Raw genomic sequence first — 25,361 nt, 5'->3', positions numbered from 1 at the left:
CAGCGCATGAGCGCCGGCACCGGCATCCTGCACTCGGAGAAGAACGACTCGTGGCGGCTCAGCGGCGACGTCCACCAGGACCCGGTGCACTTCGTGCAGATGTGGGTGGTCCCCGACGAGGCCGGTATCACCCCCGGTTACGAACAGCTGGAGATCGAAGCGGAACTGCTGTCCGGCAGTCTGCTGCCGGTCGCCTCGGGTATGCGCAAACATGACGGCCACGCCGCGATCCGGATCCGGAACTCGCACGCGGCCCTGTACGCCGCGCGGCTCGCCCCGGGACAGTCGGTGCACCTGCCCGACGCGCCGTTCCTGCACCTGTTCGTGGCCCGCGGCGCGGTGACACTGGAGGGCGCCGGCCCGCTGCACACCGGCGACGCGGTGCGCTTCAGCGCTACCGGCGGCCAGCAGGTCACCGCGAGCGAGCCCGCCGAGATCCTGGTCTGGGAAATGCACGCCAGCGTCCAGTTCTGAGGCCCCGGAGCGCGTCCACGGCCTTGTCGAGTCCAACATCTGCCGCTGTTTCGGGTAGGAACCCATCCGGTGGCGATCATGCGTGCGGCAACCGAGTCGTCGGCGCGAAGCGACCAGAGACCCTGGATGTGACGCACCGGGTCCCGTCGCCATCGACATCCACACGTCCTCGACACGTGCGTTCGTCACAGCCCCGTGACTGGCCGCGCACATTCGGGCGCCGCACGAAGTCACGAGGAGGCGTAGAAGCGACGGCTGCCGGTCGTCCCGAGTGATGACCTGCTGGCCAGGTCGATTCCGGCCCGCGACAGAGCTACCAGGTGCAGGAGCCGCTTCTGTTCCCAGTCGGCGAGCCAGCTGACCGGCAGGTCCTTGTCGGGCGTCCAGCCACGCAGGGCCGCCGCGAGCCCCGCCGCATCGGCGAAGGCCTTCGAGGTTCCGGAGGCCGTGTGGGGGCGCACTGTACCGGCGGCATCACCGATCAGAGCGGCATGGTCGGCGACCATCCGATGAGGCGCCAGGTCGAAGACGGGCTGCATGAAGACGTTCGAGAGCCGAACGAGCTGCGCGAACTGCGCCGGAAGCGACGCGTCCGCCGTGGCGCCGAGTTCCGCCGCGATCTCCGGGAGAATCTCTCCGGGCGGCAGGAACGTGGTGTACGGCTTCCCGGACCGGCTCGCGAGCAGCTGCGGCAGATCGCGCTCGGGCACGTTCATGTACCAGACCCAGTTGACCCGTCTGGAGCCCTCCGCCAGCTCGCCGTCGGGGCCCGGAACCAGGTAGCACAGCATCTGCAGGCCGTCCGAGCCGAAGAACGTGAACCGGCCCGTCAGCACCTCCAGCAGATCACCGGGCACAGCTGATTCCGGCTCCAGCCCCCGCCAGGCCACATAGCCGGCGTACGAGGGACGCGTGGCAGGATCGAGCAGCCGGCGCGTCGCCGAGCCGATCCCGTCGGCGCCCACCAGGAAGTGCCCCTTTGTGGTGTACCCATCCGCGAACTCGGCCGTGACCTCGGGGCCTTCCACCCGTACTCGGCTCAGGGCGCTGTCCAGGCGGTAGCAGAGCCCGGCAATAGGCTCGCGCAGCACCCGGTAGAGGGTGTCCCACGCGGTCATGAGTTGGGGGGCCTCGTAACGGGTGGCCCGGCCGTGAAGATGGAGCTGTTGGCGCTCCCGCAACTCGACGCTCACCTCTCGCGCCGACATGCCCAGACGAACGAGGAGCGCCTCCACCTCGGGCTGCATGACGACCCCGGCGCCACGGGCCTCCATCCTGCCTGCGGAACGTTCGTACACGGCGGCCTCGGCACCGATGGCCCGCAGCTCATGGGCCGCCGCGAGACCCCCGACCGACCCGCCGACGATCACGACCCTGGCCGCCTTGCTGCGCTGCATCGGATGCCCTCCTGCCATCTCACCTCGCTTGGTAACGCGGTCCCTCGGGCAGCGCCTCCGCTGCGTCGACGACGCGCCGGCGCCGGAGCACCTCGTCGTAGCGGGGTGGTGTCGACGAAAACGCGTTGCACTGAAAGGCAATTCTGCCCGGCCCACGCTCGACGGCGCCACGATCAAGATCTGCATCTACACCACGGGTCATCCTTGCCTGCGGATTCTCCGGTGCCGGATTCAAGTGTGGTCCTGACATGATCGAATTTCGAACGGGTTGATCGCCTAGGTTGTTGATCGCAGGAGGGCGAAGTTTTCCGCAGCGAGCGCGTTTCTTGGCCGCAACGAGCGATTGTGTTCAGCCTTGGTCGAGCGCGGCGACGAGCTGCGCGAGGTCCCGCCGGTGCGAGCCGGCCGGCCACACGGCCCAGGGCCGCCGCACCAGCGGGTGCCCGGCGAGTGGTGACCAGACCACGGAGTCGGGGATCGGCTGCGACCAGTCCGAGCGCGAACGCTCCGCCCGCGGTCACCGCAGCGAGCTTCACCTCGGCGATCAGTTCCTGCCCGTCCGGCGCGGCCGGACCGAGGTCGAGCCCGTGACTGCGCAGGATCGCCGTCAGCTCGTCGTACCAGGCGGGGCTCCCGGACCACGGGAAGCCGACCCAGTCCAGCCCGGCCAGGCATCCAGCCGGATGCCGTCCGGCCCGGCGATCTTCGCGGCATGTTCGGCGGACAGCAGCACGTCGAGCTGTTCCTCGACGGCGAGCACGGCGTCGAGGAACAGCCGGATCGGGTGCTGCGCCGCATGGCGCTGGTAGATGAGCACAACTGACTGTGTGACTTCGCTAGAACCGCGGTATCACGACATCCTCCACTTCGTGCGGGAGCGCCTGACTGGCGGCGATTATCTGTGCCCAGGCTTTCGCCGCGTCGGTCGAGTAACGACGGGCGTAGTCCATGAGGGATTCGGACCACTCGTCGAAGAGGGAGAACACGTCGTCGACCGCGGCTCGGGCGGCGGCGCGTTCGGAATCGTCGAGCACCGGCAGGTTGCGTTTGCTGTCGTCGTCGGTCTTCATGAGGTGGCCGGCTTCGGCGAGATAGTGTTTGGTGCCGAAGAATTCGCATTCCTGGCCGTCTTCCAGGGTGATTCCCTGGCAGTGCTTGAAGATGGTCACCGAGACCGCCTCGATCGCCTCGACCATCGCGTAGATGCCGGAGACCGGCAGTGTGGCGGTGAGCGCCGCGAGTTTCAAGCACAGCCGCCGGGACACGCTCATGTCCGGACTCCAGAGAACCCGAGCGCTATCGGAGAGCGACAGTTCCGTATCCGCACCCAGCCGGCTCAGGTCGTCGAGCATCCACTGCCAATGGAAGTCCTCTTCGTAGGTGTGCGTGTTCAGCATCTTCTGCAGCGGATCGCCACGCCGATCCGAGGTTTCGTCGCGGAAGACGTACTTGTTGAGGTCGGAGTAGCCCATGATGAACGGCACGACGCTCGGGGCCCAGGCCAGCCGCTCATTGCCGGAGAGTGCGGCATTGTCGAGGAGGTCGGTGAAGAATGCGTGGTTTTCGTAGTCCGTTTGTTTCCGGTCGATGTAGCCGAGGATCTGTTTCATGGTCAACCTCCAGGGTGTCGTGCGCGGGGGTCTGCGCTGTCGAGGAATGGATCGGGCCGGAGCCACCGCTGAGCCCGAGGCCCGAGCCGCCGCGGTGTATCGCGATGACCTCGGCCGCGACGAGGGTTGTCTCCTCCGGAGTACGGCCGCCGAGGTCCCGACCGGTAGGTGAATGCAGTTGTGCCAGTTCGGTTTCCGTCAGGTCGGCGGCGCGCAGGCGGGCAGTGCGATCACTGTGTCGGACTTGACCTTCGCCGCCGACGACTCGCTGCGCACGATTGCCGTCACGGCGGTATGCCCGGCTCCGCTCAGCGCGGCCGGCACAGGGGGTCCGACGTATCCGATTGCGCCGGTGAGCAAGATGTCCATGCCTCACCGTCCCGTCGCGGCATCGACACCGCCGAACACACCGAGCTGGGTGAGGATCACGGTCCCCGACGGATAGCAGTCGAACCGTTTGATCCTTCCGTTTTCCAGCTGGAAGACGTCGCAGCACGGCGCGTCCATCCGTTTGCCGGTCGGTTCGAGAACGCCGGTCGGCAGGCTCAGCGGCCCGTGATGGCTGCCTTGCAACGCCAGCTGCACGACCACCACGTCCCCGCTGACGTAGACCCGGTACAGCTCGCGGTGCATGTCCGGGAATGCGCGACCGTAGTTCTCGACCGGCCAGGCCCGGTCCTTCCCGAGGTAGGTCACGCCGATGGATTCATCGGTGAACGTCCCGTCTTCGGTGAAGGCCGCCAGCCAGCCGTCGAGGTCATTCACCTCGGCGATCCGGTAGGCGTTCCGAATGATCTGTTCGTTGTCCATTTTCCGCCGCTCCTAATGCTTCGCATAGACCCGCCGACAGATGTGTCCGGCGCGCATGGTCACGGTGAGATCGGTTACCGTGGACGGGATTTCGGGTGCCCGTGCAGTACCCATAACAGCGGTGATTTCGTATGCCGGTCGTCGACCTCGACCTCGACACCGTTCACGGTCAGCTTCACGACGTTTCTCCCGATCGCACCCTGATCAGCGTCGCAACGCACCGGGTGAACGGTCCTCACCGGATTCCGGTGAAATCGCCACCCGCCGAACAACTCACGGGCACTGGGAGTTCTACTGCGTGCCTGGTTGCGGTCGCGGTATAACAGGAGCGTCGGCCTGAAGAGGAAAGCGCGCCATGACGGGGTTGATCGACCGCCGCGAACTGGTCGCGGCGCTGGACCTCGCCACCTCCGCGCGGGTGACGATCGTATCCGCGCCCGCAGGCAGCGGTAAGACGTCGCTACTGCATGCCTGGACTGAGGGACCCGGCCGCATGCGCCGGATCGCGTTTATGGTCGTCCGTCCCGGCCAGCACGATGCCCAGCTGTTCTGGCTCGCATTGCTCGGCGCGGTGCTGCGGGCGAAGGACAGTGCCGCCGCCCCGCCTTCCGCCGCACCGGATTTCGATCAGGCCACCGCCGTGGACCGCGTCCTGTCCGAACTCACGGCCGTTGCCGAGCCCATCACGATCGTCATCGACGACCTGCACGAGCTCGACGCACCGGACGCCTTCGACCACCTCACGGCGCTGTTGACGAATCTTCCGCCGCACGCGCACGCCATCATCGCCACGCGACGCGATCCGCCGCTGCGCCTACACCGGCTGCGGCTGGCAGGCGAACTCGCCGAAATCCGCGCCGCGCAACTGCGTTTCACCGCCACCGAAGCGCACGAGCTGCTCACTGCGTCCGGAATTACCCTGCCCGACAATGCGATCGCGACGCTCCACGAGCGCACGGAGGGCTGGGCGGCCGGCTTGCGGCTGGCCGCGCTCTCGCTGGTCGGACATCCCGCCCCGGAACGCTTCGTGGCCCACTTCTCGGGCAGCGAGCGGACGGTCGCCGAGTATCTGATCGCCGAGATGCTGGAGCGCCAGCCGGCGGAGGTACAGCGGCTGCTGCTGCGCACCTCCTTGCTGGATCGCGTCAACGGTGAACTGGCCGATCTGCTCACCTGCGGCACCGGCTCGGAACGGATTCTGCTCGAACTCGAGGACGCGAACGCCTTCGTCGTCTCGCTGGACGCCGACCGCACCTGGTTCCGTTATCACCACCTGTTCAGCGGGCTGTTGCGGCTGGAACTGCGCCGGACCCTGGCCGCCGAGATCCCGGACCTGCACCGGCTCGCAGCGAGCTGGTGCACCGACCACGGCCACACCGTGGACGCCATCCGGCATCTGCAGGCGGCCGGCGACTGGTCGGAAGCTGCCCAGCTGCTCACCGACCACGCGGTGAGCCTCACTCTCGACGGTCAATCGGGCACCGTGCAGGTGCTGCTGCGCGCGTTTTCCACACGGCCGGAACGGGATTCGCCTGACCTCGCGCTGGTGTACGCCATCCGTGATCTGGATCAGATGCGGTTGAAGGAGGCGGCCGCGCACCTGGCGATCGCCGAGTCCTACGCCGCGACAACGCCGGCCGACCGTCGACATCGCCTGGATCTGGCGCTCGCCACGCTCCAGTTGCTGCTCGACCGGCTCCGCGGCAACTTCGACGGCGTGATCGACCAGGTTGAGTCGCTGCCGCCCCCGTTCACTGGCCGCTCGACCGCGGATATCGCGCTCGGCAGCGATCTGCGCGCGGTGGCACTGCTGAATCTCGGTGTCACCGAGGCGTGGTCGCTGCGCATGGCCGACAGCGCACGTCATCTGTCGGAGGGCGCGACACTCGCGCACGAGATCGATCGCCCCTATCTCGAGGTGGCCTGCCGCGCCCAGCTCGCCTTCGCCTCGACTATCCCGTCTCTCGACACCGCCCGGCGACGCAGCACCGAGGCCATCGAACTGGCCGCCCGGCACGGCTGGGACGAGCAGCCGGTCATCGCGCCTGCCCTGGTGACGCTCGCCGGAACCCTGGCCTGGACAGGTGAATTCGACGCAGGTGAGCAATGGCTGAATCGCGCCCTCCGAATCACCCGCGCGGGATGTGAGCCCGGATTGCGACTGCTGCTGCATCTGGTGGCCGGCATGCTGTGGGCCGCGCGTGGCTGGCATGCGCAGGCATTGCAGGAATTCACCGCGGCCGGACAGGTGCAGGCCGACATGGCGGGTGAGCATGCGCTGTCCGCTCGGGTGGCGAGTTGCACGCTGGCCACGCAGGCGCGCCTCGGCATGCTCCTCGAAGCCCGCGAGCTGCTGAGCGTGCTAGGTGATCGGCAGGCAGGGAAGGGTGAGATCCGCACTGCCGCGGCGGCCATCCGCCTGGCCGAGAACAACCCCGCCGCCGCGCGCCGTGAACTGCAAGCGGTCCTGAACGACGATGCGCCGGTCAGCCACACCTTCACTCTGGTGGAGGCTCATCTCCTGGACGCGCAGGCCGGAAAGGCCCTCGACGAGCCCGAGGCCACCCGGGCGGCACTGGAGCGAGCCCTCGAACTCGCCGAGCCCGAACGCCTGATCCTGCCATTCGCGCTCACCGCTGGCGCCGGGCTGCTGAAAATGCTTCCGCCCCAAGATACTTCGCACGCCGCATTGGTCTCCGATGTTCTCGATGCCGTCGCGGGCACCGCACCGGCCCGTCCGGACCGCGCCGCGCCGCATCCGGCGGAAGAGCTCAGTCCGAGCGAGTTGCGCCTGCTGCGCTACCTCCCCACCAATCTCACCCGCCCCGAGATCGCCAGAGCGCTTTCGGTCTCGGTGAACACCGTGAACACGCATATCCGCAATATCTACGCCAAACTCGGCGTCACCGACCGCTCCACGGCGGTACGGCGCGGCCGCGAACTGCGCCTGCTCTCTGCCGGCCGCCCCTGACCCGCCCGCGTGCACCGGATCCCGGTGCTGCCGGCTCATCGACCGCGCCGCCCTACACGGTGTCCTGGCCGAGATCGAAATCCTCGGCCTCGATCTCCTCGAATTGCGCAAGCTCTTGCCACCACCCGCTGCGTGTCCGATTCAGGAAGGAGATACCCGATGAGCATCCGGTGGCGAAACACCCGGATGCTGTCGGCGGCGAACTGCAATTTTCGCCGTGACTACGGCGGCGACGGTGCTGACGGCCAGCCTGCACCACTGCTGACCGTTTTCAAGCTCCGGCCCGACAGCACGATACGGCTGCACTGGGCAAGCGAACTCATGTTCGCGCCAACGCATGATCCGGGGCAGGACCCGAGACATCTCGACACAGTCGAGCCGCTCTCGACACTGTTCGATCTGGCCACAACGCCCCGGTTCCGGCGATGGCGAGTTCGACACCTGCCCACGAACTGGTGAGGCGCCGACTGCGCGGATCGATTGCGGGAGTGGATAGCCCGGCCGTGACCATCACCAAGAGCCGCGGTATCGCCATGTCGTACTGGGTCACCGCGGCGTTGGGCGGCGAGGCATGGAAATCCGGGCTCACGCGTTCAGGTGGGTGCACGAACCGAGTGCATGACCGACACTGACACGGTGTTCGTGCTCGGGGGGCGGATTGGGCGTCGGTAGAACCGCGCTGTTCGACGCGGTGGCCGTGGTCGCAGTCCCTATCGGGTCGTCTGGTTCTGGGGGTATGTCACGATTTCTGACATACTCGGCTCGGCGATCTCCACGAGAGGAGCGGACTGTGGCGAAGCGTCGGCCGGTGGTATTCGTCGTGTTCGACGGCATGAAAATGCTCGACGTGGCCGGCCCGGCCGAGGTGTTCGCCGAGGCGAACGTGGTCGGCGCCGACTATGCGATCGGCTATGTGTCACCGTCGGGGAAGCCGGTGGCGACCTCGACAGGAGTCCGGTTTCCCGTCGACGGCACACGCACGCAGGTTCGAGATGCGGACACAGTCGTGGTTTCCGGTGGTGACATTCTTGTCAGCGAGCCTGTTCCGGCCGATCTGATCGACACGGTCCGTGGGCTCGGACCCCGTGCACGTCGGCTGGTGTCGATCTGCACGGGCTCGTTCACTCTGGCTGCGGCGGGGATGCTGTCGGGGCGGCGAGCCACGACGCATTGGCGTCACGCGCCGCTGCTGAGCCGCAGGTACCCGGACATTCAGGTGCTGCCCGACGCGCTGTTCGTCGAGGACCACGGCGTGTTCACCTCCGCGGGCGTCTCGGCCGGCATGGACCTCGCACTGGCATTGGTCGAGCAGGACCACGGCGCCGACCTGGCCCGCGAGGTGGCCCGCAATCTCGTGATGTTCATGCAGCGGCCCGGCGGGCAGTCGCAGTTCTCCGCACCCCTGCGGATCCGGCCCGCTCGCACGCCGACCGTGCGGGCCGTGGCCGATCTGGTCTCGGCGGAGCCCGCCCTGGATCACAGCGTGCACAGCCTGGCTGCCCGGGTCGGGGTCAGCGCACGGCATCTGGCGCGGTTGTTCGCCGACGAGTTGAACACCACGCCGGCGAAATACGTGGAACAGGTCCGGCTCGATCACGCCAAGACCCTGCTGGACACCGGCCATGGGGTCGCGGCGACCGCACGAGCGGCCGGGTTCGGAAGCTCGGAGACCATGCGCCGCACTTTTGTTGCCCGCCTGGGCATCTCACCGAGCCACTACCGAGATCGATTCGGAACCACCGCTCGCGAACATGGAAACACCACGCCCGCAATCGCTTCCGGGCTCGGTGAGCAGTTCCCGTAACCGAAACTCGCCCAGCCGCGGCCTGCCCTCGTCGCGCAACGAAAGGTCCGAACGGCATCGGGTTCCAGGTGTCCGGATCTGTGGGATAGTCGTCGGTTTACGCAGTGGGACCGTCCCCGATGGTCGGCAAGAGTGGAAGCAGTCAAGCAATGCACACCACTGGAGGTTCGGATGCCCGAAATCATCGCAGGTATCGCCATTCCCGACACCGAGCTCGCGCGGGAAGCCACCTCGCTCGTACTGAAGGCGGCCGACGAGACCCTGTTCCACCACTCGCGGCGAGTGTTTCTGTGGGGAGCGTTGAAAGCGGCCGCACGCGGACTGGAGGTGGATCTCGAACTTGCCTACGTGGGAGGGCTTTTCCACGATCTCGGTCTGACCCCGGACTACGCCACCAAGCAGCGGCGTTTCGAACTCGACGGCGCCGAGGCCGCCCGCACCTTTCTGCTCGAGCACGGCCGCTCGGAATCCGAAGCCCGCGACGTCTGGCTCGCGATCGCCCTGCACACGACCCCGGAGATACCGCTCCAGCTCGGACCCGAAGTCGCAGTGGTGACCCTGGGCGTGGAAACCGATGTCCTGGGCATGGATCTGAACGAGATAACCGACGAGCACCGCGCCCAAGTCGTGGCGGCGCACCCGCGGCCGGACTTCAAGAACCGGATTCTGCGGGCCTTCTACGACGGCATGGCCGAGCGCCCCGACACCACCTTCGGCACCATGAACGATGACGTTCTGGCACATTTCGATCCCTCCTTCGAACGCAAGGACTTCGTCGAGATCATCCAGAACAACGCCTGGCCGGAATAGCGATGCACCTCCGAGCTGGCCAACGCCGAGAGAAACCGTTCTCGACCCGGCCGGACGGTCCCGGCAGGCGGTGGAACGGCATGAGAAACAGTCTGCCGCCCTGCTCGCGTTGGGTGTGTTGTCGGCGATCTACGACGGCGCGAAATGTCCTGCTCAAATCCATGTCAGGGTTGTCGGCCGACCGCATCGGCGCACGCCGGTACCGCTTGGTGGGCTGGTCGGGTCCGCGCCAGCGGCCAGGTTACGAGAACCCGAACATCAACCAGGATTGGTGGCTCGCCCAGTCCGGGTACAGCTTGCCCATCTCGTTGAACAGTTCCTCGTCGGACAGGGTGCTTTCTTTGAGCCGTCCGAAGTCTCGCAGGTACTGCTGGGACTCCTCGATGGTTTCCGGGGTGTCCGGTGCGCCGGTCTTCTTGTGGCCGGCAACCGCATGTTTCGGGTGCAACGCAGTCAGCCGGTCCAAGGCTGCGATCCAGTTGTCGCGGCTTTCCGGTGTCGTCTCGCCGACGTACATGTGGCACTTGTTGTAGAGCACGTCCCCGGCGACGACCAGATCGATCGACGGAATATGCAGCGATGTGCTGTGCAGGGTATCGGTCTGCCCCTGCTCGATGATCCGGAGCTCATGCCGCTCGAGGGTGAAGGTGTCGCCGGAGATGGGTTCCGGCGCGGTGATTTTCGGCGCGGACTGACCAGGCAGCAAACTCTCGAAGAACCGGGACAGCTCGGGATCGGTCTGCTCGATGAGTTCGACGGTCTTCGGGGTGGCGATAGCTTTGGCATTCGGGAAGCGATCCAGCAGGACGCTCAGCCCGTAGAAGTGATCGAGGTGACCGTGGGTGATGTAGATGGTGGTCAGGTTGCGGTGATGAAGGCCGACCCAGTCGGCCAATGCGGTCGCCTCGGCCACCGTGTGGAGAGCATCGACGAGCACCGCGTCGTACGCGCCGTAGATCAGCGTCGAGGTCGCCGCATCGAAACCCAAGGGTGGACCGAAGGGCTTCGGGCGCTCACCGACCAACGCCTTCTCGGGCGCGGTGAACACACTGAATCCCAATCGGGCCGGGTCTGTTCGGCTTGTCATCTCCCAAGCGTGAACGATGCGCACACCGTAATCACTCACCCAAACAGGTGATCGGCTCCGGCCCACTCAGTGCCCCGATCGTCGTGATGAGGAAGGCGTAGATACCGGGCAGGTCGGTGGCGGCTAGAGCGACCAGAAGGTTGGCCGGACCCGTCGTCGCGGCGACGAACCGGACGTGCGGATGACCGGCGAGGGTTTCGGCGGTCTCCTCCACCGAACCGGACCGTAGGTCGTCGCGCATACCGCCCGAGCCGCGCCCAGCACGTCGTCGGGCTGGGATGCGATGGTGGCGGGAGTCACGAAGTCGACGACCCGGTACCGGGTGTTGCCGAGGCCGGAACCCGCGACGACGGGGACCTCCGTGCGGCCCAGCAGATCCAGCAACCACCGCACGAAACATGCACGCTCACCACCGACTTCGTCGGCGGTGAGGACCAGCTCGAGTTCTAGCAGCCGCGCCGCACACGCCACCGTGACCGCATCGTCGGGGTCTCCACCAGCATCGACATCCGGAATGATCGGCGTACCGGTCAAGGGCAGGAGCGGTGCCCGCAGCCCACAGCTTGGCAGCCAGCCCCGCGAATTCCGTTTAGCGAGTGGCAAATTCGAGTGTGGCCGCGTTTGCAATGCTCGGGCTTCACGAAACTCGGCATCCGGTCACGCGTACAGCTGGCCAACACCCTGCACAACGTGCCGGCGACCCGATCGGCAGAGCCGGTATCACGCATTCGGGTGATGGAACGGGCCGATGCCTGGGGAAATACTCGACGGTGACACCCCGATGTCGCTTCGTCGACCGACCGGACGGCCGCGGCGGCCCCGGCAACCGGCACAGATTGCCGTCACCCTCTTCGTGGCCGCCTACTCGCAATATCCGGCCTGACCACCGTTGGTATTCGACCGGAATCATCGAAAGGAAGTCCACCACATGAGCAATCCTGCGGACTACGCCACGGCTCCCAACCGGGTAGTGCGCGCCGGAAACGGCATCGACTATGCCTTCCGTGAGGTCGGAGCAGGCTCCGTGCCCCTGGTGTTGTTGCAGCACTTCCGCGGCAATTTGGAGAACTGGGATCCGCAGCTGGTCGACACTCTGGCTGCGCGCCAGCGCGTCATCGCGTTCGACAACGTGGGAGTCGCGGCCACCACCGGGACCACCCCCGACACCATCGAGCAAATGGCACGCGACGCCATCGCTTTCATCGCCGCGCTGGATATCGCGCAAGTCGATCTCCTCGGGTTCTCGATCGGCAGTTTCGTCGCCCAGGAGATCGCCCTGATCCGCCCGGATCTACTACGCCGCGTGGTGCTCGCATCCTCAGCGCCGCGCGGCGCGGCGGGCATGCACGGATGGGCGCCCGAGGTGATCGGAGCGGTCGGCAAGCCGCAGCCCGACCCCAACGGGTATCTCGATGTCTTCTTCACCTCCTCCCCCGCCAGCCGGGCGGCCGGGCACGAAGCTCTGGGCCGCGTCTACGCGCGCACCGTCGATGCAGACCAACCCACCACATGGGCAACCCGGCAGGCGCAGTACGACGCGGTGTGCGACTGGGGCATCCCGAACCACGCCGCGCTGCAGCGCGTCGCCGCGATCACCCACCCCGTATTCATCGCCAACGGCGACAGCGACCCGATGATCCGGCCTCACTTCTCCCACCTGCTCGCCGGCCTCATCCCCCAGGCGAGCATCAAGATCTATCCCGACGCCGCGCACGGATTCCTGTTCCAGCACGCCGACGAATTCGCCGCCGACGTCACGGAATTCCTCGCGTGAGCCGGCTCCACGGGACACTGGACGCCCAACAACCGCTGCTGCAGCCCTACCGCATGGGCGATGTGCAGCTGGCCAATCGGATCGTCATGGCGCCACTGACCCGCAGCCGGGCCACCAACCCCGACCTTGCGCCGACCTCGTTGCACGCCCGCTACTACGCGCAGCGCGCCGCGGCGGGACTGATCATCAGCGAGGGCACCTGGATCAGCCGCGACGCCGTAGGCTGGCACGATGTTCCCGGCCTGTTCACCGACACCCAGGTGCAGGCGTGGGCGGAGGTCACCGACGCAGTGCACGACGCGGGCGGCGTGATCTTCGCGCAACTGTGGCACACCGGCTCGACCTCGCACCCCGACTTCTTCGACGGCACTCCGCCGCCGGCCCCCTCGGCGGTCAATCCGGGATTGAGTTCCCCGACCGCAGCGGGTAGCAAACCGACTGTGACACCGCGTGCGATGACCCGCACCGACATTCGGACCACGATCGGGGACTACGCCGCCGCGGCGGCCAATGCCCACCGGGCAGGGTTCGACGGCGTCCAGCTGCAAGCCGGGTTCTCGTATCTGATCGGCCAGTTCCTCAATCCCCGCACCAACCGGCGCACCGATGCCTACGGCGGGTCCATCCAGAACCGCACGCGGTTTCTGTTCGACGTGCTCGACGCTGTCGCCGAGCACGTCGACATCGGCCGGGTCGGCGTCAAGACCGGACCGGCGTGGGCCGAACGCGGCGAGTTCGTATCCACTGCCGATACCCTGGCCACCAGCGAATACGTGACCGAGCGGCTCAACGACTATCCCTTGGCCCATTGGCTGTTGATGGGAGCCATGGCCGATCTCACCGGGCTTCCGCTCGCGCAGCTACAGCACGACGGGATGTTTCACCACTTCCGCCCCCTCTACCGGGGGACGTTGATCGCCAATGTCGGCATGACCCGCGACCGCGGCAACGCCCTGATATCGCAGCGCCTGGCCGATCTGGTCGCCTTCGGTGAGCCGTACATCGCCAACCCGGACCTGCCCGCCCGATTCGCCCTGGGCGCACCACTGACGAAATCCGAACGCGCCCTGCACTACACGCCGGACGCCCACGGCTACACCGACTATCCGCCGTTCACCCCGCAGAGTGAGCCTCAGGCAGACACGGTCACGGAAACGGCGAGCGCCGATTAGAGGTGCGGCCGTGCGAACACCATGATCTTGGCGGTCGTGTGCTGCCTGATCTCGCCGTGCTCGTTGCGGGTGTCGTACTCGGCGGTGACGATGCCCCGGTCCGGAATGGACCGGGAAATCCGGATGTCGGTGATGACCAGCTCGACATGCAAGATGTCGCCGGGGCGAGTCGGCGTCGGCCAGGCCAGCTCGATCCCCAAACCGATGATCCCGTGTGCAATAGGCAGACCGCCGGTGACGAGCAGCCGCATGGTGATCGCGGCGGTATGCCAGCCGCTGGACGCCAGCCCGTCGAAGACGGTCCCGGCCGCGGTCGCCTCGCCGAGGTGGAACGGTTGCGGGTCGTAGCGGCGCGCGAAGTCGATGATCTCCTCGGCGGTCACAGTGTAGGAATCGCTGCGGTAGGTATTGCCGACCTCGATGTCCCCCAGCCAGAGCGGGGTTGTCATCAGTGCTCCTTCGACCTCGAATGCTGCGATTCAGGTCGCCGACTGCCACCTGTGCGCTGAGTGCGCGCAGCGCGTCCGCCTGGCGTCGTCGGTGCACCACGGCGCGCACCGCCACGCCGCAGGCCAGCAGCCGATCGACAACCATGCGGCTGACGCCACCGGTTCTCCCACCCGCACCGGTGACCAGATAGGGCCGGTCCGGTCATCGACTCCCCTCCGGCAGTTCGGCCGTACCCGGTCGTTGTGAGAATGTCCCTGGCATCGTGCCGCCAAGCAGAGTGACCAGCGTCGACAACAGCGCATCCAGTTCCCGGCCCACCGCAGCGATGTCCGGGTTGTCGTAGCTGTCGAACAGCAGGCTGGGCTGGTCGACGGCGAGTCTGGTGTCGCCGGCCGGGTCGATGTACAGCAGGGTGCGCAGCGGCGCGTGGAGCATGACGGCCGGGTCGTGGCGAAACATTCGCTCAGCGATGGTGTGGTTGCCCATCAGGTATTGAGTGGCCTGCCAGGTCGAGTCGGAGCCTGCCATGGTGGGAGCGAGGTCCGCACGGTAGTAGCGCAGGAACCCGTGCGGAGCCATGAGCCTGGCGAGATCGACGACCTCCGGCCAGGACCGGGCCGCAGCGAACCTGGACGGGTCGACCTCCGGAACAAGAGTCTCGTAGGCCGCGCGGGCCTCCTCATAGGGCTGCGGCAGCGCAATCAGCAGACGTCGGGACGGATGATCGACGGTTACGGACTGCATGTGCGCCTCCATGAGTTACTCGAACAACGACACCGTGCACGGTCCTTCGAACACATCGATGTCAGTGTCTCCGAGTCCGCCGCTAGGTTCATTCACCCGAACAGGTGAGTTCTTCCGGCGCGGCCGACGAACGGCCGCCCGCCGAAAGCTCACCTGTTCAGGTGATGGCGTGGCCCGGACGGGTTACCGAAGAATCGGTCCCTGGCAGTAGGCGAAACCAGATCGGAGTGGGCGATGGTCAAAGGGCCGACAGGTGTACCGGTTCGCGGCACGCACACCGGCGCGCTCCCGCGTGCGACGCTCCACGGCGATCCGGCAGCCGCATGACAACTAACGGAACCGGAACCGCCACCGATCCGGAGCGGGAACGATTCCCGATCCTGTCCGGCGAGCAACTCGACCGGCTGGGTGCCTACGGAACCGCTGAGACCGTGCGGGCCGGAGACGTGCTCTACCGAGCTGGGCAAGCGAGCTACGATTTCATCGTGCTACGCACGGCCTCCGCGGACATCGTGCGGGAAGCCACCGGTGAACAGCCGGAAGCGTGCATCGCCACCTGCACCCCCGGACAGTTTCTTGGTGAGCTGAATCTGCTGACCGGACAAGCCGTCTACCTGATGACTCGGGTAACCGAAGACGGCAAGATCATCCGGATAACGCCGCGCAGCTTCCGCCGACTGATGGACCAGGACACGCAGTTGTCGGCCCTCATCCTCACCGCTTTCCTCTCGCGCCGCACCGAACTGCAAACCGGAGAAGGAGCCCGCAGCGTCCGAATGCTCGGCAGCGCGTTCTCGCGCGAGTCGCTCGCACTGCGCACCTGGGCCGCACGCGCCCGACTCGCCTACACCTGGATCGACATCGACAGCGACGAGGGCGGAAAGCTCGCCGCCGCCATCGACATCGCCGCGGATCAGTTACCCGCCGTCGTGACCGCCTCCGGCGTGACGTCACGGGCCACCCCAGCCCTGATCGCGCACGCATTCGGCCTGACCTACACACCGGCCTCCGACCAGGACACCGATGAGGCGGACCTGGTCATCGTCGGCGCCGGACCGGCCGGACTTGCCGCCGCGGTCTACGGCTCGTCGGAAGGACTCGACACGCTGGTGTTCGACGCCGTCGCCATCGGCGGGCAAGCCAGCGCGAGTTCACGAATCGAAAACTACCCCGGATTCGAACGCGGCATCAGCGGCGCGGAACTCACCGGCCGTGCCGCCGTGCAAGCGTTGAAATTCGGTGCACGCGTGAATAGTCCATGCAGCGTGCGCTCCGTCCGCCGCATCGGCGGGCACTTCGAAACCGTCCTCTCCGACGGCGTTGTCGCCGCATCCCGCGCCATCGTCGTCGCCACCGGCGCGCGGTACCGATCGCTGGACCTACCCCGCTGGCCGGAATTCGAGGGCCGCGGAATCTACTACGCCGCCACCGGAATCGAGGCCCGGACCTGCTCCGAGGCACCGGTAGTAGTCGTCGGCGGCGCGAACTCCGCAGGGCAGGCCGCCTTGTTCCTCGCCGACAGCGGATGCCCGGTAACCCTGGTCGTGCGCTCGCCCGACCTCTATTCCGACATGTCGGCCTACCTCGCACGCCGAATCACCGCCACCCCGGCGATCACCGTGTGGCTGCGCACCGAAGTCACCGACCTCAGCGGCGACGAGCGCCTCGAGCACGTCACCATCACCGACCACACCGCCGGCGACAGCTATGAAATCCGCTGCGCCGGATTGTTCTGCTTCATCGGCGCCGACCCGCAAACATCCTGGTTGTCCGGCGTCCAACTCGACGACAACGGATTCGTCCTGACCGACTCCGCCCTCGTTCCCGGCCCCTCCGGCGACACCTGGAACAGGCTCGGCCGTGGACCCCTGCCGTTCGAGACCAGCGAACCAGGCATCTTCGCGATCGGCGACGTGCGGGCAGGCTCGATGAAGCGCGTGGCCGCCGCCGTCGGCGACGGGGCCAGTTGCATCCGCTCGGTTCACCAATTCATCGGCAGCACCGCAATGTGACCACCGCCCGGCAAGAGAGTGAGGCCCCATGGATCAAACACACATGATCGTGCTGCCCGGTGGCGGCTATGCCGAACACGCATCCCACGAAGGTGAACCGGTCGCCCGGTGGCTTACCGACATCGGCGCGCCCGCCACCGTGTTCCGTTACCCCCTCCACGTCCGGCATCCCGCACCACTGCAGGCGCTGCGCGAGGAGATCCGCCGATGCCGCGCGGCCGGCGCGCAACGGATCGGTCTGACCGGGTTCTCGGCAGGCGGTCATCTGGCGGGGCTGGCCGCACTCGCGCCGGGTGCTGCGCCCGAGGAAACCGTGCAATTCGCCGTACTCGGTTATGCCATCACCTCGATGGAGACCGAAACCTACCGACCAGCGCGGCTGATCCTGCTCGGTGAGGACGCCAGTCCCCAACTGCGCCGGTCGACCTCACTGGACGCCCTCGTCACACCCCAGGCACCGCCATTCTTCCTCTGGCACACCGCCGAGGACCCCTACGTGCCGCCCGAACACACCTACCGGCTGGCCGCGGCCCTCGCGGCCAACCAGATACCGCACACGACACACGTCTTCGCTCACGGACCACACAGCCTCGGCCTGGCACACGGAGCCGGCGACACCTCCAAATGGACCATGCTCGCCGCCACCTGGATCCACGAGCAACTCAGGGCTGACCACCTCGAAGACGCAATTGGTCGCAGCCCTGCGCAACTTCGCGGAAGCATCCACCGCCGCGGAGCAGGAGGGGACCGAACGCCATGACAGATGACAAGAGCGCGCAAGACGTGAACTCGGATCAACGCCTTCGCCCCATCGGGGACGCACCTGGTGGGTCGTCGATGGGGCGCAGTCGCACCTGTTGCGGATTTGCGAGGAGCAGGCGATGGCGTTTGCCGCGTCCGCACCGAGGAGAACGACCGTTTCGGATTCTGGTTCGGTTACGACTCCACTTGGCCCCGCGGACAAGTCAACGCGACCCTGATGCTGGCCGAGAGCGGCAGCCCGGGAGCCTGGTGGCGGGTCAGCCGCGGCTCGCACTGACGTCAGGACCGGAGCTTCGCGGCGTCGACTACCCCAACATCGGCATCCGGCGCGCCCAGAACGACATGACCCGCCATGTCCTGACCATCGAGACCACGGCCGCCACACCATCGCGGCGAGGAAAACCCACCAGCTTCACGATCGACCAACTCCCCAGCCCTGCCGAGGCGTCGATCACCGTCGACGGTCAGGACACGGCCGGATGGCACGTCATTGGTGACAATTCCATCGAGCTCAACCTGGACATCGGCGACCACCAGATTCGCGTCGCCTCCCCCAACGGCGGCTCCCAGCCGTAACACATTTCAGGTCGGCTCACCGCAAACGAAAGGTGCGCTATGACGTCTGCGTCCGCTCTTGCCGCCTCACTCATCGAACTCCTCGGCCTGGCACACCCACCGGTCGCGGTCACTTTCAGCACAGAACCGGCAACCTCCGGCCGCGAGCAGCTCCCGGCCCAGCCCGCGGGCTGTTGCTTCTGGGAGCCCGCTCAGCGGCAACCCTTCGACACGTACGCCGCGGACCACGCCAACTGCAGCGTTGGAAGCCACACTCACGGCCTGATCGACCTGGACACCGGGCGTCCGGGCCCGACACCGCTGCCCTGGTCAGCAGTGGTTGGATCGCCCCCGCGGACTTCGCCTCTATCGCGTGCCTGCCGATCCGGCCAACGACGATCCGCTACGAACCGCTCACCGCCGCGACCAGCCCGGATGTCGTGCTCGTCCGGCTCTCGCCGTCCTCACTCATGACGCTCCAGGGGGCATGTCCGGACATGAGGCTCGCCACCAGGCCGCAATGCCAGATCATTCCGCCGGCCTACCAGGGGCAGATAGCGGTCAGCGCGGGATGCGCGGTCAGCCGGGTCCGCACGGGCCTGCCGCCGGAGGAGATGACCTGCGCGCTGCCCGGCGGAAGCCTTCCGGCGGTCATCGACCGCCTGCGGCAGGCCGTAACTGCCGACAAGTCGGCAGTCGGCTATGCCATCACCGACTGCCGACGCTTCGACGCGCTCACTTGACCGGCCCGCGAGACTGCCCAGGCGCGGGTGGCCAGGTGTCAGCTCTGGGGCGTGGAACTGAGGTGGCCAGCTCGATCATCGAACTAGGGAACGAGCACGCGGCCGACGATGACAATGCTGCTGGCGTGCGGAATCAGAATTCCGCATAGCTCAGAGCGTGGTCTTCTCCGGTCGGGTGGTCACCACGATCACCGTGGTGGTGCCGGATTCGAGGGCGATCTTGAACTCCTTTTCGAGGTGGTCGGTAGATGCGACGTCGACGGCGTGGCAGCCCAGTCCCCGTGACACGGAGGCGATGTCCAGGCCGGGCAGGTCGAGCCCGGGCACACCCGGCGTCTCTTCCAGGTCGGCGAAGGATTTGAGGATCGAGTACTCGTGATTACGCATGACGACGTACACGATCGGCAAGTTCTGCTGGACCGCGGTCCACAGACCCTGGACTGAGTAATGGAACGACCCATCCCCGATCAGACCGATCACCGGACGCCGGACGCCACGGTCCCGGTCGCCGAGCGCGACGCCGACGGCTGCCGGCACGGCCCAGCCGATACCGCCACTGGCCGTGGCGAAGAATGAGTCTGGCTCGACGGTTGGCAGCCACTCGGCATGTTGGGCCATGGTCGAGGTGGACTCGTTGACGAAGACGGCGTGTTCTGGCCGGACCACACTCAGAGCCGCATAGACCTCGGCCGGCGTCAGCGGACTGCTCGGATTTTCCGGCAGCTTCCTGGGACGCGGCATGGGCGTCGGCTGCGCGCGGCCACTGCCGTCGCCCACCAACTCGGTGAGCAGCTCGATCGACAGCCGGGCATCGCCCAGGAGGCTGTCACCGACGCGGGCAGCTGCGGCGATCGCCGGGTCGTCGGTGATCTGCAGCAGTTCCGTCCCAGCGGGGAGGATGTCGCCGGGCACGTAGGGGTAGTAGCGGAAGACCTCGGCCCCGGTGACCACCACCAGATCGTGTCCGGCGAGCCGCTCGCCGACGGCCTTGACCGACATGCCGACCGAACCCTGGTACAACGGGTGGTCCTCGGGGAACGAAGCGCGGTCCGGAAGTGGCGGGCTGTAGACCGCGGCCTGCAGTTTCTCGGCCAGCGCGATGCCGGCTTGCCATCCTCGGGCGCGGTCGACGTCGGGCCCGAGGATCAGAGCCGGGCGCTGACTCATGGTGATGCGCGCGGCGAAGCGCCGCAGGCGCTCGGGATCGGGCGCGTAGGCCCGGCTGACATCACGCACAACAGCGGGCCCCTGCAGTGGATGGTTCCAGTCGTCGAGCGGAATGGACAGAAACACCGGTCCCGCAGGCGGCTGCACGGCCATCGCGTAGGCACGCATCAACGCTTCGGGCACGGCCTCCGCGCGCGCGGGCTCGTAGGACCATTTCACCCACGGCCTGGGCATATTCACCGCGTCGCGGTTGCTCAGGTACGGCTCGCCGATCAACAGCTCACGGTGTTGCTGACCGGCCGTGACGATAAGTGGCGTGTGCCCGTGATAGGCAGCGACCAGGTTGCCGATGCTGTTGCCGAGCCCCGCTGACGAGTGCAGGTTCACCAGTGCCGGACGCCGGGTGGTCTGGGCGAAGGCATCCGCCATGGCGATGACGGATGCTTCTTGCAGACCCAGCACATAGGTGAAGTCGTCCGGGAAGTTCTTGAGGAAGGTCTCCTCGGTAGATCCCGGATTACCGAAGACGGTCGTCAGACCCAACGACCTCAACAAGTCGTAGGTCACGCTGTGCACGGTCGATTTCGCGGTCATGATGATCGGTCAGCTCCCTTCGCCAATGGGCGTCGGCACATCGAGCGAACTGTGACCATGTGCGCACGCAAATTCCCAACGACCTCTTCGGGCCATGAATGCCACACAATCCACTACAGACTGCCGACGGCGGGGTTTAAGCGCAAATGACGAGGATCGATAATACCCACTCGGACCGTGATTTTAAGCAGACCACAACCCGCGGAGAACCGACCTGCCACACCTCGACATGATCCAACCAATCGGACGGTGCTGGTTGCCGCTGCCGTAGCGAGCCTGGCCAGGACGTTGTCGTCCGGCGCACAATAGTGAACCTGGAGAGGCTGCGGTGATGGTCGGGTCCGCCCACTAAGCTCTAGCACGGTAGCTGTGGACAGGGCATAAGATAAAGTTTTTTCGCGTTATTTGCACTGCGACCCTCGTTTTCGGTACATCGTCGACAAGGGGGTGACGGGTAGTGCGTCGAACGAACGCGCACGACCTCGATACGGTCGAATAGGTATCGCGTGATTCGGCAATGCGCGATCGGCAGCGGTCAACCAGGATGAACAATTCTGGTGGTCGGAGCGAAAGGGTGTAGTCGTTGCATTCTGGACCACTGCGAGGCCGAAGCGAGCCGATTGGACGGGCTTTGGCAGTGGTACGCGGCGCCAGCCGATACGGGGTCGGCGGCATCATCTCTGTGTGCGGTCCCCCCGGCGTGGGCAAGACCGCGGTGTTGTCGGAGATTTGCCGCCAGGCGGAGCGCACGGGCCTGCGAGTCGCTGCGGGCAAGTGCGACCGGATTGGACAGGTCCAGCTCGGCGCACCAGTCATCGCGTTGCTGCGTTCCGGGCGCGACCCCCTGCTGACCGGCGAGAGCTACAAGCGGATCGTCCGGCTGGCCGGCGAACCGTTGCTCCTTGTGGAGGCCGTCGCCGATGAACTGGAAAGCCTCGCAGCCGACGGGCCGCTGCTTATTGCCGTCGACGATGTTCATTGGGTCGACCGGGTCAGCCGGTTTGTGCTGCGGGGTGTAATCGCCCGCATGATCGGGCTGCCTGTCGTGTGGGTGCTTTCGACTCGCGAAGACGGCCTCGACACCGAGTTCCTCGGACACGACGATGCGACCGGTGTTCAGGAGCTCAGATTGGCCCCGCTGACGCTGTCGGACCTCACCACGATCGCGCAGGATCGCCTGGGACGCATCCCCGACCAGCGGTTGCGCGGTTACCTCGACGCCATCGGCGGTAACCCTCTGCTAGCCGTGCAGATCATCGACAACGTCGCACGCGCCGCCGCACGCGGCGAATCCGACACTGTGCCAGTGGAATTCACCGCAGCCATCGCCGCCGGTCTGGCGCGGCTCACCGAGCGGGCACGAGAACTCGTACAGATTGTCGCCGTCGCCGTTCGGCCGGTACCGGTGCGCGATCTCGTCGCGCTCAGCACGTCTTTACCCGGGGAAGGTTTAGCTCAGCCGCTCGCCGAGGCCCTCGAGTCGGGACTGGTCTGCGCCGAGGCAGACACACTCATGTGTCGTCACGATCTGGTGCGCGACGCAATTTATGCGTGCATCCCGAAGGCGTACGCCCGCAGTCTGCATCAGATCTGTGCCAACTATTATCTCACGGAAGCTGCTGAGCCTCTGATCGCCGCATTCCATGCGCGGGAGGCGGCCCGACCGGGTGATCTCGCCAGCGCGGTGACCATGATTTCCGCGGCCGAATCCCTGGTGGTGGCGAACGCCGACGGCGCAGGTGAATTGGCGGCCCTGGCCTTCCGAACTGTGCGACCCGACCAACCCGAATGGCTGGGCCTGGGTAGGCGGTGTCTTTCGGTGCTGTCCCGCACCCAGCACTCCGCGGAGGCGATAGCCGTCGCGGACCTCATCCTGGCACGCTTGGAGGATGACAACGTCATCGGAGAAGTCGAAACCCAAGCAGCCCAGTCACTCTGGCTCGGCGGGCGCATCACTGATCTGGTCGCCCGCACCGAGCGCGTGCTTCGCAACCGGGCACTGCTGCCGGTAGTCACAGCCCGCTTGAGGGCTGCTGCGGCATTGGCACAAACACGCTTGTCGAGCGGCTGCGACGCCATCCGCGTCAGTGAGACAGTGCTCGCGCAGGCCCGCACGGTTGATGACCGTGACGCGATAAGTTTGGCCCTGCAGGCGGCCGGCGAGGCGGCGAAGAACGATGCCCGCCATCTCAGCGCCCTCGGGCACTTCCGCGAGCTTCGTGCGCTCGGTGGGGACTCCTGCCTGGCGGAGGAGATCATCGAACTGCAGTTCCTCGACCGATACGACCACGCGCAAGCGCTCCTCGATCAGGGGCGCAACGACCGCCGCACCGCCACGGAATCGGTTCGGCCCTCTCTCAGCTGTGCCGAGATGTGGCTCTACTTCCACCTCGGTCGCCTCGACGAAGCCGACGCTGCGGCGCGTGCGTTGTCCGAACTGGGCCGCCAGCTCGGCAACACGGCACACACACTGGACGCCCTCATGGTCCGTGTCGCGGTGGCGCTGCTGCACGGCGACGTCGAGATCGCCTCCCGCCACATGCGGCTCGCCGACGGCCTCATCAAAGTTGAAGACACCACTCGAAGGTCCGTCGTCGCCGTCATGCGCGGCTGGCTCACCGCGGGCCACGGTGATTTTTCGGAGGCCCTCGACACTTGGCGTCCAGTGCTGGACGGCGCCGGTGAGTCTTTCAGCTACTGGCCCCTATGGCCGTGCTGGACCGGCCTGTTCTTCAAGGTCGGCAACGCGTTTTCGGACGTCGAATTCGCTATTACGGCAACAGATATCGCGGAATTGGCTGCTGCCCGCAATCCCGGCGTAGCCAGTTTCGAGGGCATGGCGCTGAACCTGCGTGGACGCATCAAAGACGATCTCGACCTGATCGCCCGGTCTTCGCAGGTCCTCGCCCGCAGCCCGCGCCCACTGCTGCGCGCCGGAGGAGCCGAATCCTATGGGCGGGCCCTGCTCGCCGCTGGTGACCGCACCGCCGGTCTCGTCCAGCTCGATCGCGCCTGGGACGAGTACCACCGCATGGGAGCCTGGGCCAACCGCAGCGAAATACAAAGGGTCATGCGCGAAGCCGGTACCCACCGCGCCAAGTGGCCCTCGGCCACACCACAATCTCCGACCGGCTGGGCCGCCTTGACCTCCGCCGAACGCCGCATCGCGGCCCTCATCGGCGCCGGCCACACCAACAAATCCGCAGCCGCTGAGCTCGGCATCTCGGTCAACACCGTCGGCACCCACCTGCGCTCCGTCTTCGCCAAACTCGGCATACAGTCACGCGTACAGCTGGCCAACAGCCTGCACGACGATCTGGCAACCTGACGAGCCCACGAAGTAGCAGCCCCGTTGTGGGTCGTGCCTCACCCCGACCTATCTCACCTGTTTGCGGTAGAGATTGAGCGACCTCTTGAGCTGACCATTAGGGCAGCATTTTCCGTACGGACGGCGGGTGCTCATGCGCCGAGAGCGCTCTGACGAGTAGGGGTTACACATGCAGTGCACATCCGCAGTGCCGTCCGAGCACGGGAATGCCGCGAGCGTCACCCGATCGAGCGCTGTTCCGGGCTATCGGGACGGCGGTCACGGACCGTTTACGGCCGTCCTGCTGCATGGGTGGCCACAGACGTCCTACGCTTGGCGCCGGGTACTTCCGCTGCTGGAGCAGACCTGTTCCTCGGTCGCTGTGGATCTGCCCGGCATCGGCAGGTGCACACCGCAGTCGGACGCGTTCGACAAAGCCACCATGGCGGCAAATGTGCGTGCCGTACTGGAAGATCTGGACCTGGGTCGAGTCTTCCTGGTCGGCCACGACATGGGAGCGCTTGTCGCCTATGCGTATGCACGACGGTACCCCGCGAGCCTTCGGGGTTTGGTCATCATCGACACTCCGCTGCCAGGCATTGCCGGCTGGGACGATATGGCGCGGTCGACGGCCTATTGGCATCTCGGATTCCACAGCGACTCCGATCGTGGCCAATTCACCGCAGACACTCTCGTACAAGGCCATCAGCAAGCGTACTTCCGCAGCTTCATCGACCGTTTCGCCGCACATCCCGCCGCCATCACCGATGCCGACATCGCCGTCTACGTGTCTGGATACAGCGAGGCGGACCAACTCGTCGCTGGATTCAAGATGTTCAGTGCCCTCCCGATCGACACCGTCGACAATGAAAGCGCCATCGAAGAGCTAGATGTACCGGTGCTCCTGGCCTTCAGCGAGTTCTCCCACGCGACTCTCGTCGAGACTGTCGCAGAGGGGCTGCGCGAAGTCGGCGTCGCCGATATCCGCACGGTTGTCATTTCCGATTGCGGTCACTGGCCCGCCGAGGAGCAACCCGCGGCGCTCGCTCGCATCATCACCAACTTCGTGGAATCGTGCGGGCTCACCTGTTCAGGTGAGTGATTAAGCGAGGGCTATG

General features: G+C 66.4%; 22 protein-coding genes and 1 pseudogene. 13 read left to right on the top strand and 10 right to left on the bottom strand.

From position 1 onward, the window contains the following. Positions 1-474: pseudogene (locus AB0J29_RS20330) on the top strand (pirin family protein); the annotation flags it as partial. Between the two features lie 230 nt (positions 475-704). Here the strand turns inward: AB0J29_RS20330 and AB0J29_RS20325 are convergent. The 3 genes from AB0J29_RS20325 to AB0J29_RS20315 all read right to left on the bottom strand — a co-directional run bounded on the left by AB0J29_RS20325 (position 705) and on the right by AB0J29_RS20315 (position 3,481). After that, positions 705-1,871, bottom strand: a complete 1,167-nt coding sequence (locus tag AB0J29_RS20325) for an FAD-dependent monooxygenase (RefSeq protein ID WP_364788118.1) — start codon at positions 1,869-1,871, stop codon at positions 705-707. Positions 1,872-2,478: 607 nt separating this feature from the next. Further along, entirely contained in the window at positions 2,479-2,688 is a 210-nt protein-coding gene (locus AB0J29_RS20320) for a hypothetical protein (RefSeq protein WP_364788115.1), read from the bottom strand. Positions 2,689-2,707: 19 nt separating this feature from the next. Next, on the bottom strand, positions 2,708-3,481 hold the full coding sequence (locus AB0J29_RS20315) for a hypothetical protein (RefSeq protein ID WP_364788112.1): 774 nt from the start codon (positions 3,479-3,481) through the stop codon (positions 2,708-2,710). Between AB0J29_RS20315 and AB0J29_RS20310 the strand changes: the two genes are divergently transcribed. Next, a complete protein-coding gene (locus tag AB0J29_RS20310) occupies positions 3,480-3,653 on the top strand; it encodes a hypothetical protein (protein ID WP_364788109.1) in 174 nt (57 codons plus the stop codon). The two genes, AB0J29_RS20315 and AB0J29_RS20310, sit on opposite strands and share 2 nt — an antisense overlap. Before the next feature lie 26 nt (positions 3,654-3,679). Here AB0J29_RS20310 and AB0J29_RS20305 read toward each other — a convergent pair whose 3' ends face one another. After that, complete coding sequence (locus AB0J29_RS20305) at positions 3,680-3,850, bottom strand: hypothetical protein (RefSeq protein ID WP_364788106.1); 171 nt, start codon at positions 3,848-3,850, stop codon at positions 3,680-3,682. Positions 3,851-3,853: 3 nt separating this feature from the next. Further along, a complete protein-coding gene (locus tag AB0J29_RS20300) occupies positions 3,854-4,291 on the bottom strand; it encodes a nuclear transport factor 2 family protein (protein ID WP_364788103.1) in 438 nt (145 codons plus the stop codon). Positions 4,292-4,646: 355 nt separating this feature from the next. On the opposite strand from AB0J29_RS20300, the gene AB0J29_RS20295 reads away from it, so the two are divergent. The 3 genes from AB0J29_RS20295 to AB0J29_RS20285 all read left to right on the top strand — a co-directional run bounded on the left by AB0J29_RS20295 (position 4,647) and on the right by AB0J29_RS20285 (position 9,876). Beyond that, positions 4,647-7,262 carry a LuxR C-terminal-related transcriptional regulator gene (locus AB0J29_RS20295; RefSeq protein WP_364788100.1) on the top strand — a complete coding sequence of 872 codons (2,616 nt, stop codon included), beginning with the start codon at positions 4,647-4,649 and terminating at the stop codon, positions 7,260-7,262. A gap of 790 nt (positions 7,263-8,052) precedes the next feature. Beyond that, positions 8,053-9,066, top strand: coding sequence for a GlxA family transcriptional regulator (locus AB0J29_RS20290; RefSeq protein ID WP_364788097.1), 1,014 nt, complete (start codon positions 8,053-8,055; stop codon positions 9,064-9,066). Positions 9,067-9,237: 171 nt separating this feature from the next. Next, positions 9,238-9,876: an HD domain-containing protein gene (locus AB0J29_RS20285; protein WP_364788094.1), complete on the top strand. Its 639-nt coding sequence runs from the start codon at positions 9,238-9,240 to the stop codon at positions 9,874-9,876. Between the two features lie 241 nt (positions 9,877-10,117). Here AB0J29_RS20285 and AB0J29_RS20280 read toward each other — a convergent pair whose 3' ends face one another. Both AB0J29_RS20280 and AB0J29_RS20275 read right to left on the bottom strand, forming a co-directional pair. Continuing rightward, on the bottom strand, positions 10,118-10,963 hold the full coding sequence (locus AB0J29_RS20280) for an MBL fold metallo-hydrolase (protein WP_364788091.1): 846 nt from the start codon (positions 10,961-10,963) through the stop codon (positions 10,118-10,120). Positions 10,964-10,994: 31 nt separating this feature from the next. Further along, positions 10,995-11,177, bottom strand: a complete 183-nt coding sequence (locus tag AB0J29_RS20275; protein ID WP_364788088.1) for an Lrp/AsnC ligand binding domain-containing protein — start codon at positions 11,175-11,177, stop codon at positions 10,995-10,997. Between the two features lie 714 nt (positions 11,178-11,891). Between AB0J29_RS20275 and AB0J29_RS20270 the strand changes: the two genes are divergently transcribed. Continuing rightward, positions 11,892-12,737, top strand: a complete 846-nt coding sequence (locus tag AB0J29_RS20270) for an alpha/beta hydrolase (protein ID WP_364788085.1) — start codon at positions 11,892-11,894, stop codon at positions 12,735-12,737. Further along, a complete protein-coding gene (locus tag AB0J29_RS20265; protein ID WP_364788082.1) occupies positions 12,734-13,909 on the top strand; it encodes an alkene reductase in 1,176 nt (391 codons plus the stop codon). Before AB0J29_RS20270 ends, AB0J29_RS20265 begins: the two co-directional genes overlap by 4 nt. Here the strand turns inward: AB0J29_RS20265 and AB0J29_RS20260 are convergent. Together AB0J29_RS20260 and AB0J29_RS20255 are read right to left on the bottom strand one after the other, a co-directional pair. After that, positions 13,906-14,358: a MaoC family dehydratase gene (locus AB0J29_RS20260; RefSeq protein WP_364788079.1), complete on the bottom strand. Its 453-nt coding sequence runs from the start codon at positions 14,356-14,358 to the stop codon at positions 13,906-13,908. The genes AB0J29_RS20265 and AB0J29_RS20260 overlap by 4 nt on opposite strands. A gap of 202 nt (positions 14,359-14,560) precedes the next feature. After that, entirely contained in the window at positions 14,561-15,103 is a 543-nt protein-coding gene (locus tag AB0J29_RS20255; protein ID WP_364788076.1) for a DUF302 domain-containing protein, read from the bottom strand. A 323-nt stretch (positions 15,104-15,426) separates the two neighbouring features. Between AB0J29_RS20255 and AB0J29_RS20250 the strand changes: the two genes are divergently transcribed. The 4 genes from AB0J29_RS20250 to AB0J29_RS20235 all read left to right on the top strand — a co-directional run bounded on the left by AB0J29_RS20250 (position 15,427) and on the right by AB0J29_RS20235 (position 19,175). Beyond that, on the top strand, positions 15,427-17,115 hold the full coding sequence (locus AB0J29_RS20250; protein ID WP_364788073.1) for an FAD-dependent oxidoreductase: 1,689 nt from the start codon (positions 15,427-15,429) through the stop codon (positions 17,113-17,115). Between the two features lie 28 nt (positions 17,116-17,143). After that, complete coding sequence (locus AB0J29_RS20245; RefSeq protein WP_364788070.1) at positions 17,144-17,875, top strand: prolyl oligopeptidase family serine peptidase; 732 nt, start codon at positions 17,144-17,146, stop codon at positions 17,873-17,875. 251 nt (positions 17,876-18,126) lie between these two features. Further along, the gene (locus AB0J29_RS20240) at positions 18,127-18,453 is read left to right on the top strand and encodes a hypothetical protein (protein WP_364788067.1); all 327 of its coding nucleotides are present in this window, start codon (positions 18,127-18,129) and stop codon (positions 18,451-18,453) included. Between the two features lie 476 nt (positions 18,454-18,929). Next, entirely contained in the window at positions 18,930-19,175 is a 246-nt protein-coding gene (locus tag AB0J29_RS20235) for a hypothetical protein (RefSeq protein WP_364788064.1), read from the top strand. A 150-nt stretch (positions 19,176-19,325) separates the two neighbouring features. Here the strand turns inward: AB0J29_RS20235 and mdlC are convergent, their stop codons facing one another. Next, on the bottom strand, positions 19,326-20,936 hold the full coding sequence (gene mdlC / locus AB0J29_RS20230) for a benzoylformate decarboxylase (protein WP_364788061.1): 1,611 nt from the start codon (positions 20,934-20,936) through the stop codon (positions 19,326-19,328). 583 nt (positions 20,937-21,519) lie between these two features. Here mdlC and AB0J29_RS20225 point away from each other — a divergent pair. Beyond that, a complete protein-coding gene (locus AB0J29_RS20225; RefSeq protein ID WP_364788058.1) occupies positions 21,520-24,264 on the top strand; it encodes an AAA family ATPase in 2,745 nt (914 codons plus the stop codon). Positions 24,265-24,433: 169 nt separating this feature from the next. After that, positions 24,434-25,345 (top strand): alpha/beta hydrolase, encoded by a 912-nt coding sequence (locus tag AB0J29_RS20220; RefSeq protein ID WP_364788055.1) that lies wholly within the window; start codon positions 24,434-24,436, stop codon positions 25,343-25,345. Positions 25,346-25,361: the final 16 nt, after the last annotated feature.

The sequence above is a fragment of the Nocardia sp. NPDC049707 genome (assembly GCF_040674855.1).
Lineage (GTDB): Bacteria > Actinomycetota > Actinomycetes > Mycobacteriales > Mycobacteriaceae > Nocardia.
The sequence above is the reverse complement of the archived record's forward strand: the minus strand, read 5'-3'. Positions and strand labels throughout refer to the sequence as shown.